Here is a 12,761-nt window from a genome sequence, read left to right as displayed (position 1 = left end):
AACGTCCAAATACGGCTATTGGAGGAATCCCTCCAAGGCAAAAATTGGCACTAATTGCCTAAGTCTCTACTTTTAGCTTCGGTTAAAAAAAGGGGGATTACCATCCTGTTTGTTTACAGTTCGCCATGCGCGTTCCTCAGCTTCTTTTTTTGATACACCTTCTTTGCGGTATTTTTCTTCAATATGATGGGCTTGGCGTTTTTGCTTGTCAGTGTATTTTGACTTATCTCCCTGTGGCATATTAATCTCCTTATTAGAAGTTTTCTTACCTTAATTATAGACAATGGTTTTCTGTGATTAACTTTCAAGATTTATTGTCTTAAAATTCCCAGTTATTTCTATCTAATAAATTTCTTGCCAAAAGTCGCTAAAATTGTAAGGAATTCTATACGAATGATATACTTAAGCATATTTTTTATAAAACTTCCTTTAGCACTTCCCCAACCGATTATAAAGGCAGGTATAAGGCCAATGAGGGCATCAGTAGAGTTGATAAAGCTTGTCAAACAATGGTAATGCTTTCGCACTTTAATTTGTTGTTTATGCAAATTCTTATCTAGTTTTTCAATTTTGATAATCAGTTGTTTTCGGGAGTTTTTCATGGGTATTCTGCCTGGCGAAATAAGCTCTTGTTTTCTTGAAACTCATTTTTTCTAAATTAGATCTTAAATATTTTGCTAATAGAAAAGAAAAGCCAAGGTTAAATAATAAGACAATAGCAATGCCAAAAAAGGCATTACCAACGAGTTGGGTCAAGAAATATCCAAATAACACCATGGCTGATAGCCACAGCGTAGTGAGTGTAATTAATAACAGACATACATTGATTAACAGAGGATAAATACTTAGCCCGGCTAATTTTGCCTCTAGTTTCACAAGACGAGTGACCAGTTTAAAAATGCGTATTTTCCCTGCAACAAGTCCCTCTAGGTGCTCAATAATATTCATTTATTTTTTTAATAAGAGAGAAAGCAAAAAACCTACCCCACCTGCTATTAATAAAGAGGTTAGTGGATTTTTTTGTACTTTCTTCAAAAGCTCGTCTGAATACACTTTAAGTTCATCTTGTACGTCTTCCAATTTATTCAAGCCATCTTCATAAACCTCATTTGCCAGTTTTTTTCCTTCATTTAATAAATGATTTGCGGCCTCGCCAACATGAGCTTTACTGCGGCCATTGTGTGTACTTGCTTTAAGAGAGGGCTTTTTATGGGCATTTGCAGCTGTGGTTCGTTTCGTTTCCATGTTTATCTACCTCCTTGGTTAGTTATCATTAAGCATAGTTTAAAAATAGACATAAGAGTAAATTATAAAGAATCTGCTTCTATTGAGGTTTATAAAATCTGTTGCTGCTCTTGCATTTTATCTATCTTTGGCAGTCCGTTAAATTGTCACCTATAGTTTAAATATTCCATTTTTAAACAATGCTTCACACCAGATAAGGAATTTTATGATTAACAAGGGAAAGGCGAAAAAACCTGAGAATAATTCAGAACAATATATCCCTGGGCAATGGTTCAATACCATGAAAATATTGGAGAATAACCCTTGGCTTGAACTCCAGATTACTTTAATCAATAAACAAATTCGGCTCTTGAACATGTTTGCCAATAGTATGTGTAATTATTTCAATTCTACTAATGAACTTCTTAATAAATGGATGGAATTTCCTACAACCAACATGGTGCAAGAAAATATAAATAATATGGCTAAAGCCATGAATTTACCGACCAATTCAGCTATATTACCGCTGCTGGGAAAAGCGATATTTGAACCTACTAACGATATGGATCCTATGCAAACTATCTTGGATATAGTGCAATCTCCTTTAATTACGACAACGAAACCTAAAAGCAAGAAAAAGAATAAGAAATGATTTATTAAATAGAATAAATTATTACATCATGTTGCTAATTTTGTTAAAAGAGCAATAGTCATCTATAGTATAAATATGGTCAACTATTGGTCAATTTGATTAATGGGAGTAGTTGGTGGATGGTTTGGCTCTTTTTATTCTAGTGAAAGCAAAAAGTTAATTTTAGCCGTTTAAATTGGGAAGAAGGTATCATGGAAAGATATTTGCGAAAAGAGCTTAAGCCAACTTTTATCACCAGCATTTTGGTTACCAGGGGACTTGTTTCTGCTTCAACAGCACTAACAAAATGATCAAATTGAATTGTCTGTGCACAAAAACTGAAGAAACAAACTAAAGCATAATAAAATGGATAGTTTTTAAGGAAGGAGAAAAAAATGCTGAAATATATTATTGCCTGGCTATTAGGAGTGCCCATCAGTATATTGATCCTCATCTGGCTGGTTTCCCATATTTTTTAATCTCTAACCACCATGAGAAACATGGCTGTAACATAGGAGTGCACTATGAAGCAGAAAAGCCATCAACAACAACCGCCGCAAGAACAAAAAAAACAACCCGGTATTGAGGCTAAGATGCGGCCTCAACCTGAGTATTTATCTGCAGATTACAAAGGAAGTGATAAATTGCTCGGTAAAACAGCCTTGATTACAGGTGGTGATAGTGGCATCGGTCGTGCCGTCGCGTGTGCTTTTGCAAAAGAAGGCGCGAATGTGATTGTCCATTATTTAAATGAGCATCAAGACGCTGAAAAAACCAAACAATTAATCGAAGAGATAGGCCGGCGTTGCTGGCTAATGCCTGCAAATTTACAGACTTATGATGCCTGTAAGAAACTGGTCGCTAAGGCTGAAAAGTTAGTTAAACAGATCGATATTTTAGTGAATAATATTGCAGAACAACATCCACAAGATACTTTGGAGGAAATAAGTTGTGAACAGTTAGAACGGACTTTTAAGACTAATTTCTTTTCTTATTTTTACATGATCAAAGCCTTATTGCCTCATATAAAAAAAGGGGGCGTGATTATTAATACTACCTCTGTAACAGCATACAAAGGAAATGATCACCTAATTGATTATTCTGCAACTAAAGGTGCTATCATTGCGCTTACCCGCTCACTTGCGCAAAACCTTATTTCGCGTGAGATTCGTGTCAATGCTGTGGCGCCAGGCCCTGTTTGGACTCCTCTGATTCCAGCAAGTTTTACAGCAGAGCAAGTGGCAGAATTTGGTCAACAAGTACCAATGAAACGGGCAGGGCAACCTGCAGAAATTGCTCCGGCTTACGTATACCTTGCCTCGAATGATTCATCATATATGACTGGCCAAGTGCTGCATCCTAATGGTGGAGTCATTGTTAATGGCTAATTACATTGAATGGTTAGCATATAATATTTTACATAGGCTTCATTATCATAAAATAAAAAACAATCAGTAAGCTGATAAAAGCAGGCCATCCCAAAACAAACCACCAGCGAAAATAGTAATGGTACTCAGCTGGAAGAGGGGTTTTATTTTTAATGCACGTTATTATGATGTTCCGTAGTTTAATTTGAAAATAAACCACAGGAAACCAGCAACAGGCAGTAAAGGTATAGCCTGTTATAGCCCCCCAGATCCACAAGGATTTAAAGGAGTACCCTGCCAGATAGACCATCCAAAATCCTGTGAGGGCTTGTATAAAGCCAGAGAAACCAGTAAATAGCCAATCTACTAATACGACATATTGATTACAGACTGCCATAGTCGAAATGTTTTTTGTAGAGTGTCCATAAAGCAAAACACAGGCAGTCCCAAGTCCGGTACCAAATAATAGGGTAGAACTTAAAATATGAATGTACTTTAGCCATAAATAAAGCATGCATTTTCTCCAACGATATAATAAAAGAATACTATCAGAAGAGCACGTAGCAAGCTTGTAACATGAAAACTCTCCAATACTATATCAGTTGAGCTTATTGATTGATCAGTATTGGGGAGGGCAATACTTGCACCGTTGCTTCATTACATTGAAGACAATCCTCTGGTTTTCGCATCGGTAAAAGATGCTTGTCACAAAGAGCTGCTTCCTCAATCCATTCTTTATCGTATTAAGAAGATCCACTTTGAAGAAGAAATTTTAAAAACCATCATTCTCTTCATCATAGTTATCAACATTTTTTTCTAATTTTGGATAGTCGTCGGTGAAAAAAGGGTTTTTTTTCATTGGATCACGACTTAGGTGAGGTTTATTTTTAGGCTTTTCCAACTCACTGCCTGCTAAAGCACTCTTCTTTTCCGTCCCTTGGCTTTTATTTTTTCTTTCGACGGCATGAGGTTGTGGATTTTTGCTCGTCTTAGTCATAACTACCTCCATGTAGTAATTAATTATAGACAAACATGAAGATTTAGATGCAGGTTGGTAAATGATAAGAAGCCCTTTCGCATAAACGAAAGGGCTTAAAATAACGAGTTAATCTTCCCGGCAACAACTCATTCCCCAGCAAGCACCAAAACAGCAGGATACGGCACTAATGAAGAATAGAATAAAGACACAAAATACACTCCAAGCCGTTGTTTGTGTCGGCGCCGTTACATTCATCGCCTTTTGATGAACGTTCTGATGATGAGAGGCAGGGGAGACAGTGGCAGCGGATACCACCTTGCCAGTATCCATTGATTTCTTGGTGATTACTGAAATCGAAGGAGAGGCTATTTGGGTATAATTGGTTACATGATGGGTAAGAGGTACGGTTATTAAGGCCGATAGAATTAAGGCCAAAGTCCAGGTACTAAAACCATACAGGATGCCGAGATTTCTCTGAGGACAATATAGGCGTCCGAGATAACCTGCCGCATACCCTGCAGCTAGCATAGCAGCAATGATACCGATAAGAACTCCAAGCATTCCTCCAATGACAACAGTACTTGCTCCTGCATCGCTCATTGTAAAAGCACTCAAGCCTATAGCAAGTCCGAAAAGATTTAAGAGAAAATCCAGTCCTAATGCTACCAGGGCCCCAATGACAATGGCAGACCATGAAATGCGCTTGTAGGTGTGCGAACAATGGGGATGTTCTGTAACTACTACAGATTCTTTAGCCATTATAACTCTCCTTGTTTAATGAGACTTATCAAACATGGGATATTAACCAAATCAATATGAGTATGCTTATTGGGACACCCAAAAGCCAACCGATCAAATAACCCATTTATCTCCCTATAAAATCATTATGTTAATTTTTATTATTTTGTTAGCTGAAAAGGCTATTGTTTACTAATTAGCAGGACTCTCTCTTAAGCATAGCTTATTTCAAGCTTAACAATAGTAAAAAGATAGAATGATTGAAAGGAGAAGCATTTCCTATTAACAAATTTGACAAGCAATTTTAGTGAGCTAATCTTTGATTGTGCAGTGCACACAAGGAGATGACCATGCATGAGCAAATGGAACAGTGGAAAAATAGTGTCCGTAACTTTCAACAACCTCTACAAGAAATAATGGCTCTTAATCTTAAGACTCTGCAAAATATGTCTTATCTGAGGCCAGAAGAGCTCACGAAGCTTCGAAGACCAGAAGAGCTTCTGGAGCGTAATATTCACGTATTTATAGAAAATAGTCATAAAACCTTAAATTACATGGAAGAGGCTTTTCATATTTTTGAAAAGCACATGCTTTCCGCAGCTAGCAATGCCAGGAAATTTGGTGAGCAAAGTCTACGACAGGCAGGTATTAAACGTAATTAAGAGAATAGCGTGACGACAGCTCCTGGAGAGATATTCCGTCTTTAAAGCAAGACGGAATACTTATTTCTATTCAACTTAAATAGAATAAATTTGATAGAAACTGGTTCTTTCTATTCAAGATTTGGTATATTAAAGCCTCTTAATTCAAGTTAATCGACTATGACTCGACTCTCAAAGCCTTACAGAAAGCTATGGCGCTCTCGTAGAGAAAGGAAAATTGCGGGGATATGCGGCGGATTAGGCATTTATTTTAATATGGATCCATTCTGGATTCGGCTTATCTTCGTTATTTTTTTTCTTTTAGGTGGTTCAGCACTGTTAGTCTATCTAATTATGTGGATTTTGATTCCCTTGGAGCCGACCGATTGGCGATAAGCTGATAGTACTTCATTCTAATTGATCCAAGCGTAAAGATTGTTTTATTTCCCAAAAATTATGCCAAGGATCTTTTCGTAGATGACTAAGTCTTTTAGTGATTGTTTTTATCGTATAGTAAGTATCCATAATATCATCAGTCAATTCATCCCAATGTAGGGGAGTCGCCACGGGAGCGTGTATCCGTGCGCGAGTTGAGTAGACAGCTATGGCTGTTGCACCCCGTTGATTACGCAAATAATCAATAAAAATTTTCCCTTTTCTTTGGGTTTTTGACATCTTGCTAGTATAGTTTTCCGGACTAACTTGTTCTAGAAATTGGACAAATACTTGGGCAAAATTTTTAACCTTATCCCACTCATATTCTGGTTGAATAGGTACAACAACGTGAAGGCCTTTACCTCCTGTTGTTTTAACAAAGGACTCTAATTTAAACTCGCTCAAATGGTTTTTTATTTCAAAAGCTGCTTCAACAACATTTTTCCATAAAATGTCGGGAGCTGGATCCAGGTCAAAGACTAAAATGTCTGGGTGTTCCAGGTTTTCAATACGACTTCCCCATGGGTGAATCTCAAGTACTCCCATTTGTATTAAGCTGAGTAAACCTTCTAAATCATCCAAGTAAATATAATTCTCACTTTTCCCCTGATTGATATTCGCTATTTCAATCGGATGCAGTGCTTCGAAGCTAGTTTCATTGAGTTTTTTTTGATAAAAACAATCTTTATACGTTGTTGGACAGCGTACTAAAGTCAAAGGACGTTTTTTAATAAAAGGGAGAATAAAATCAGCAATATCAAGATAATAGTTAAAAAGCTCCTTTTTACTAATTTTATCTTCTTCATAGAGAATTTTATTTGGATGCGTTAGTTTTATATTAAGAGAGTTTTGGTTTTCTTTGAGTGCGATCTTTTGTTTATTAATTTTATCCACTGGTTTCTCCACTTCTTTTATAATGTCCCTGGCTTTTTTGTCAAAACGCAATCCTTTAAAACTCGGGTGGCGTAAACGTCCCTCTTTTGTCCATGCAGTAAACTCCACTTCGGAAACCAGTTCGGGTTTTACCCAAGTGGCGGTCGTAATACCTGGTGGTTTTGAATTAAAAGGGTTTTTAGTAATGATGCGCTTTTTTAATTCTTCATGGATTTCTCTTAAGGAGGCTTCGCTAAATCCTGTGCCAACATTGCCACTGTAGATAAAATTTCCTTCTTTATCGTAGAGCCCTAAAAAGAGCGAGCCAAAGCAGCTGCGTGAGTTTTTCGGTGGACTAAAGCCTCCAATGACAAATTCTTGCCGTTTTAGGCATTTAATTTTTAACCAGGATTTAGAGCGTTTGGTAACGTAGCTACTTGTTGCTAATTTGGAAACAATCCCCTCTAAACCAAGATCACAGGAATAAGCAAAAATATCTTCCCCATGCCCGAGAATGTAATCACTAAAATGCAAATGAGGGATTTGAGGGGTGAGTACTGTCTCTAATAGCGTTTTCCTCTCTAAAAGAGGAAGAGAGCGTACATCCCATTTATCATAATAAAGCAGGTCAAATACGTAATAAATAAAAGGTGGGTTGTCGTCAGAGTCTAAGGCGTTTTGTAATAATTGAAAACTTGATCTATTTTGCTCATCAAAAAGTACAATTTCGCCATCAAGAATGAGTTTAGTTACAGGTATTTTCTCAACCGCTTTCATGATAATTTGAAACTTACTAGTCCAATCTATATCGTTGCGTGACCTAAGACGGACTTGTTTACCATGCTTAAAAGCAAGAATCCGATAACCATCTAGCTTAATTTCATGCAACCAATCTTCACCTGATGGTGGTTTATCCACTAGAGTAGCTAATTGTGGTGAAATCGTCTCTGGCATGTTAGCAGATGGCAGATCAATATTAATTTTTTTAAGGTTTTTTTTTAACCCAGTTTTGGTGGTCCAAACAGCTTGATAATTTTTTTCAATTTCCTCTATTGATTGTTGGCTAAGAACACTCTTGCTTTTTTGGGTGGTAATATCATCATTTTCTCGGGCATAACTGTCCTTATATTTAATAAGAAACCAGGATTTATCTTCTTTTTTAAAACGAATTAAATCCCATCTTCCCCCCAGTTTTTCTGCATGCAATTCAAAACGAAGATGCCCTTTTTTATAGGCTTGCAGGGGATTTTTATCCAGTGATTCCCATTCCCCTTTGTCCCAGAGCATCACTGTACCTCCACCATACTCCTCTTGAGGAATAATGCCCTCAAAAGTGCCATATTCAATTGGATGATCTTCTACGTGAACGGCTAAGCGTTTAACAGTGGGATCTAGAGAGGGTCCCTTGGGAATAGCCCAACTTTTAAGAACGCCTTCTAATTCGAGGCGAAAATCGTAGTGAAGGTGAGAGGCAGCATGCTTTTGAATATAAAAACGTCGTTGCTTTTTTCGGGATATTTTTCCTTTGGGCTCGGGTGTTTTAGTAAAATCTCTTTTTTGGTGGTAATGTTCCAAGCTCATTAGACTGCTCCCTCTGAGAAAAAGCCTGCCTTATAGACAGGCTAACTGATTGCTGCAATTATTGAGTATTAGTATCAGTTCCATTATTGGTATTTGTTTCAGGGGTGTTAGTAGAACCAGGAACTGAATCAGGATTAGGGTTGACTCCTGTATTTGTATCCATTCCAGATGGGGAATTTGTATTATTATGAATAGTGGTTCCTGTATTAGTATCCCCACCTGTATTAGTGCCAGTGCTGTTATCAATTGTTGTTCCAGGATTGGAGTTTATAGTTGTATTCGTGTCTGTTCCCGTACTAGTTCCAGTTCCAGTGATATTGTCTGTTCCTGTGGTATTGCCCGTTCCCGTGGTATTGCCCGTTCCCGTGGTATTGCCCGTTCCCGTGGTATTGCCCGTTCCCGTGGTATTGCCCGTTCCCGTGGTAGCATCTGTTCCTGTACTTGTTCCCGCAGATGCATAGAGGGCGGAAGAGGCTAGCATGGCTAATATTAAAAATATCCTTTTCATGATTTTCTCCAAAATTTAAGATCTATTTAAAATTAATAGTCCTAATTAAAGGAATAGGACAATAAAATTACGAATGCAATTTTATTTATTTCTTTTATGAGAAAATATACTTGTTTTTTCTTTTTAATTTTAATTTTATTTTAAACAAATTAATTCCTATTATTTTTACGATATTTTTATGTAAATAAGTGCAATTATTATTTTTATAATATGGATAAATGTAAGTCATTAGAATACGGATCCTATAATTAAATAAAGTTTAAAATTGGAAAATGCTATGAAAGCCATATGGAAAGGGGATATTTCTTTTGGCCTGGTTACCATTCCGGTCCAGATTATTCCTGTTGAAGAAAAAAAGGATTTGCACTTTCATCTATTGGATTCGCGCGATAAATCGCGTATTCGTTATAAACGAGTTAATACCAATACTGATAAGGAAGTACCTTGGGAGAAAATTGTAAAAGGCTATGAATTTGATAAGGATAATTACATTATTGTGGATGAAGAAGCGTTTGAAAAAGCAAGCCCTGAAGTATATAAATCCATTGATATTGAAGAGTTTATTGAGTTGGCTGAAATTGACAACTTGTATTTTGATAGGCCCTATTATGTTATTCCTGATTCTAAAAACCAAAAAGCCTATGTTTTACTACGCGAAGCATTAAAAAAAACTAAAAAAGTTGGTGTGGCAAAAGTTATTATCCGCACCAAAGAATATTTGTGTTTAGTGATGCCGCATGATCATGCTTTAGTACTCAACCTTATTCGCTTTCAACAGGAAATACGTAAAGAAGAGGATTTGGAGATTCCTACTGAACCACTAAAATCCTATAAAATTTCAGATCGTGAAATAAAAATGGCCGTCGATTTAATTAAAAACATGACAACGACCTGGAAACCTGAAAAATATCATGATGAATACCAGGAGGCTTTATTGCAGTGGCTTGATAAAAAGACGGCGGAAGCTGAAAAAGCAATGGGTACTAGAACGAAAATCCGTAGACGAAAACCCGATGATGTTATCGATTTTATTTCCTTATTGAAAAAGAGTATGGGGAAAGATAAAAATAAAACCATACAGAAAAAAGTAGCGGCTAAAGACAAGAAAAAAGCTTGATCTAGTTAGGTAACATTTTCGGATCACTAAAACTCATCATCCCACAGGCTCAACTGTCTGGATGTTAGGTTTTTCTTCTTGGTAAATTTGTTTATCTCCAGGTTTGGTTCTGCTTCACCATTTAAACCAAAACGCTTGCAAGCCAAATGAAATCGGGTTGCTAAAAGCTTGGCATATTCCCCCTCTCCACGCATGCGCGAGCCAAAAGCGGCATCGTATTCTTTTCCTCCCCGCATTTGACGAATAAGACTCATAATGTGTTCTGACCGCTGAGGAAAATGATTTGCTAGCCATTCTTTAAATAAATCTTTTACTTCATGAGGCAATCTGATTAAAACATAACTCGCATGTTTAGCTCCCGCTTGTCCTGCAGCCTGGATAATTTTTTCCATTTCTACATCATTAATCATCGGAATGACAGGAGCTACCATCACTCGTACCGGTATTTGGTTTTCTGATAAATGCTTGATGAGTTTTAAACGGCCTGCTGGCGCTGTAGTCCGAGGTTCCATAATATGCTTTAAATGGGTGGAAAGGGAGGTAACACTGACTGCAACCTTGACAAGGTTTTGTTTAGCCATCGCTGCGAGAAGATCCAAATCACGTTCAATAAGTGCATTTTTAGTGATAATGATGACCGGATGTTGATAATGATTTAATACTTCCAAAAGACTGCGAGTCACTTTGAGCTTGGCTTCTGCTGGCTGATAAGGATCTGTATTTGCCCCTAAAACGATAGGTTTACACTGGTAGTTTGATTTATTAAGTTCTTTTTCTAACAGAGTTGCTGCGTCAACTTTGTAAAAAATTTTAGTTTCAAAATCGAGGCCTGGCGACAGGTTGACATAAGCATGACTGGGACGGGCATAACAGTAAATACAACCATGCTCGCAACCACGATAGGGATTAATAGATTGTTCAAAGCCAAGGTCGGGAGAATTATTGCGGCTAATAACGGTTTTAGCAGTTTCCGGCAATAAGAAGGTTTCTATAGCGGGAAACGTTTCTTCCTCAAGCGCCCAGCCGTCATCAAAATTTTCATAAGTGGTAACCTCAAATCTTCCTTCAGGGTTACTGAGCGCACCACGATTCTTGTGGGGGGGATTTGACTTCATATCTTGGCGTATCTAATCAGTTGGATTTTATTTTATCATGATGAAAAACTTGGGAACAGAATAACGTTTCCTTATGAAGGAAGGGCTGGCAGCGTAAATTTTCCTCATCGAGTAAGGGATTGTCTGTAAGCCGATGCCCTGAATCTAGTATTTAGCAGTTGCATCACTGGCAGGAAAGGTGTCTTCTATTAATTTATCCAATTTTCTTTCCTTTTTTTTACGCTTTTCTTTCGCGGTATCATCCTTGCTAGAATGATGAGGTTTCTTGATTGATTTAGAACCTTTCATGACGCCTCCTTTTTCCTTGCTATCCCAATCTTATCTTAAGTATAGTAAATACCTCTTTAAGAAGAGGTATTATCTTGCGGGTAAGGCTTGGGTTGGCGGTGTTTTACCTCATATACAAGAGAGTAAACAGCAATAGCAGCAAGAAGATGTTTCAAAGTATGTCCACTTATTGTCTCGAAGGTAAAATGATAAATAATTTTATCCAAGCCTTCGGTTATTTTGGCCAAACCAAACAAAATGAAACAGATTGTAAGGTAATAGTTGCGCACAAAGGATGAGGGAAAAAAGAATAAAATAAATATAATCATTATGAGAGGATAGCCCTGCGACCAAATATATAAGCGCATATCTCCCTGCCCCCACAGCTCGCTAAGCTCCCATTGCAAGGTACAGAGGGTTGCCAGCAAAATAAGCGGTAATAATAGATAAAAGCCAATCGAACGATTGACCCGCTCTATAAAGATGGCAGCAAAAAATGCCATTAAAAGAATGCCCATCGGGCCTCGATCCCAAAACAAGGTATAGTTATTGGGGTGTAAATGATAATAGATCGAACCTAAGCCTGTTAAGATTGTGCCAATAAATCCAATGAGGTAGGCCCATTTTGCTTCTGGAGTGAGTGCGCATTGAGATGGAGTAGGTTCGTGAATAGTTTTAATACCTAGATACCCCACAATAATAAAGGCCAGATTGGACATCACATCAGAAAAATTACTTATGTGAAATAAAGTACGCTTATCCGCAAAATCATGGTAGCTCAGGGGTTGCGCAAAGGGAGGAACCAAACTAAGGGCAAGCGCTGTAACCACTGTAAAAAGTAGAAGAAAGCTGATAATTTTATCTGGAAAATTCTTCTGACTCATCGCTTAGTAACCTGGCATAGGATGAAAGAGCTAAGCCAATCTAACCCGTTTATCGCTTTATATCAAGGAACTCAGAGAAGTAAGCAAATCATAAAAAATGCGCATAAAATTCAGAAAATTTTATAGAGGAATCTTTCGTCATGCGAGTTATTCCATATTTACTTTTCCAAATTTGCTTGATTACTTGAGGAAAACGCTTGTTAGTCGCTTTTAACGCAATAGTCCACAGATGAGCTATAAAAGCACAACCTTTGGTTTTACAATCAATATCCAGGAAATAAAGCGCATTCTTAAATAATGTGAGATTTTCTCGAGTTATGCTCGAATCTGGTGTATGTGAAAAATAAATTAGGTGGCGTATCCTGTTGATTGTTCGCCAAGAACATAATCAACAAAAGGAA

16 protein-coding genes are annotated in these 12,761 nt (G+C 37.4%); 5 read left to right on the top strand and 11 right to left on the bottom strand.

What is annotated here, in order from left to right:
- Positions 1-72: 72 nt before the first annotated feature.
- From Lfee_RS17335 to Lfee_RS07575, 3 genes are all read right to left on the bottom strand, one after another.
- On the bottom strand, positions 73-240 hold the full coding sequence (locus tag Lfee_RS17335) for a hypothetical protein (protein WP_058445471.1): 168 nt from the start codon (positions 238-240) through the stop codon (positions 73-75).
- 324 nt (positions 241-564) lie between these two features.
- Complete coding sequence (locus Lfee_RS07580) at positions 565-948, bottom strand: hypothetical protein (RefSeq protein ID WP_058445467.1); 384 nt, start codon at positions 946-948, stop codon at positions 565-567.
- Positions 949-1,245, bottom strand: a complete 297-nt coding sequence (locus Lfee_RS07575) for a DUF883 C-terminal domain-containing protein (protein WP_058445464.1) — start codon at positions 1,243-1,245, stop codon at positions 949-951.
- 205 nt (positions 1,246-1,450) lie between these two features.
- Here Lfee_RS07575 and Lfee_RS07570 point away from each other — a divergent pair, with 205 nt between their 5' ends.
- Together Lfee_RS07570 and Lfee_RS07560 are read left to right on the top strand one after the other, a co-directional pair.
- Positions 1,451-1,876 (top strand): hypothetical protein, encoded by a 426-nt coding sequence (locus Lfee_RS07570; protein ID WP_058445462.1) that lies wholly within the window; start codon positions 1,451-1,453, stop codon positions 1,874-1,876.
- A gap of 503 nt (positions 1,877-2,379) precedes the next feature.
- The gene (locus tag Lfee_RS07560) at positions 2,380-3,243 is read left to right on the top strand and encodes an SDR family oxidoreductase (protein ID WP_058445458.1); all 864 of its coding nucleotides are present in this window, start codon (positions 2,380-2,382) and stop codon (positions 3,241-3,243) included.
- A 28-nt stretch (positions 3,244-3,271) separates the two neighbouring features.
- Here the strand turns inward: Lfee_RS07560 and Lfee_RS07555 are convergent, their stop codons facing one another.
- The 3 genes from Lfee_RS07555 to Lfee_RS07545 form a co-directional block, all read right to left on the bottom strand.
- On the bottom strand, positions 3,272-3,736 hold the full coding sequence (locus Lfee_RS07555) for a DUF2269 family protein (RefSeq protein WP_058445456.1): 465 nt from the start codon (positions 3,734-3,736) through the stop codon (positions 3,272-3,274).
- Positions 3,737-3,994: 258 nt separating this feature from the next.
- Positions 3,995-4,219 carry a hypothetical protein gene (locus tag Lfee_RS07550; protein ID WP_058445454.1) on the bottom strand — a complete coding sequence of 75 codons (225 nt, stop codon included), beginning with the start codon at positions 4,217-4,219 and terminating at the stop codon, positions 3,995-3,997.
- A gap of 108 nt (positions 4,220-4,327) precedes the next feature.
- On the bottom strand, positions 4,328-4,960 hold the full coding sequence (locus tag Lfee_RS07545) for a hypothetical protein (protein ID WP_058445452.1): 633 nt from the start codon (positions 4,958-4,960) through the stop codon (positions 4,328-4,330).
- A 329-nt stretch (positions 4,961-5,289) separates the two neighbouring features.
- On the opposite strand from Lfee_RS07545, the gene Lfee_RS07540 reads away from it, so the two are divergent.
- Entirely contained in the window at positions 5,290-5,601 is a 312-nt protein-coding gene (locus tag Lfee_RS07540; RefSeq protein WP_058445450.1) for a hypothetical protein, read from the top strand.
- 159 nt (positions 5,602-5,760) lie between these two features.
- Complete coding sequence (locus tag Lfee_RS16695; protein ID WP_082646604.1) at positions 5,761-5,976, top strand: PspC domain-containing protein; 216 nt, start codon at positions 5,761-5,763, stop codon at positions 5,974-5,976.
- Between the two features lie 12 nt (positions 5,977-5,988).
- On the opposite strand, the gene ligD is transcribed toward Lfee_RS16695, so the two are convergent.
- Together ligD and Lfee_RS07530 are read right to left on the bottom strand one after the other, a co-directional pair.
- On the bottom strand, positions 5,989-8,469 hold the full coding sequence (gene ligD / locus Lfee_RS07535) for a DNA ligase D (protein WP_058445448.1): 2,481 nt from the start codon (positions 8,467-8,469) through the stop codon (positions 5,989-5,991).
- Between the two features lie 58 nt (positions 8,470-8,527).
- Positions 8,528-8,977, bottom strand: coding sequence for a hypothetical protein (locus Lfee_RS07530; protein ID WP_058445445.1), 450 nt, complete (start codon positions 8,975-8,977; stop codon positions 8,528-8,530).
- A 277-nt stretch (positions 8,978-9,254) separates the two neighbouring features.
- On the opposite strand from Lfee_RS07530, the gene ku reads away from it, so the two are divergent.
- Positions 9,255-10,094 carry a non-homologous end joining protein Ku gene (gene ku, locus Lfee_RS07525; RefSeq protein WP_058445443.1) on the top strand — a complete coding sequence of 280 codons (840 nt, stop codon included), beginning with the start codon at positions 9,255-9,257 and terminating at the stop codon, positions 10,092-10,094.
- 26 nt (positions 10,095-10,120) lie between these two features.
- Here the strand turns inward: ku and Lfee_RS07520 are convergent, their stop codons facing one another.
- The 3 genes from Lfee_RS07520 to Lfee_RS07515 all read right to left on the bottom strand — a co-directional run bounded on the left by Lfee_RS07520 (position 10,121) and on the right by Lfee_RS07515 (position 12,360).
- Positions 10,121-11,209, bottom strand: coding sequence for a PA0069 family radical SAM protein (locus Lfee_RS07520; protein WP_058445440.1), 1,089 nt, complete (start codon positions 11,207-11,209; stop codon positions 10,121-10,123).
- A 144-nt stretch (positions 11,210-11,353) separates the two neighbouring features.
- Complete coding sequence (locus Lfee_RS16985; protein ID WP_156413375.1) at positions 11,354-11,497, bottom strand: hypothetical protein; 144 nt, start codon at positions 11,495-11,497, stop codon at positions 11,354-11,356.
- 56 nt (positions 11,498-11,553) lie between these two features.
- Positions 11,554-12,360 (bottom strand): hypothetical protein, encoded by an 807-nt coding sequence (locus Lfee_RS07515; RefSeq protein ID WP_058445438.1) that lies wholly within the window; start codon positions 12,358-12,360, stop codon positions 11,554-11,556.
- Between the last annotated feature and the right edge of the window lie 401 nt (positions 12,361-12,761).

The sequence above is a fragment of the Legionella feeleii genome (assembly GCF_001467625.1).
Taxonomy (GTDB): domain Bacteria; phylum Pseudomonadota; class Gammaproteobacteria; order Legionellales; family Legionellaceae; genus Tatlockia; species Tatlockia feeleii.
This window is presented reverse-complemented; position numbering and strand designations above follow the sequence as displayed.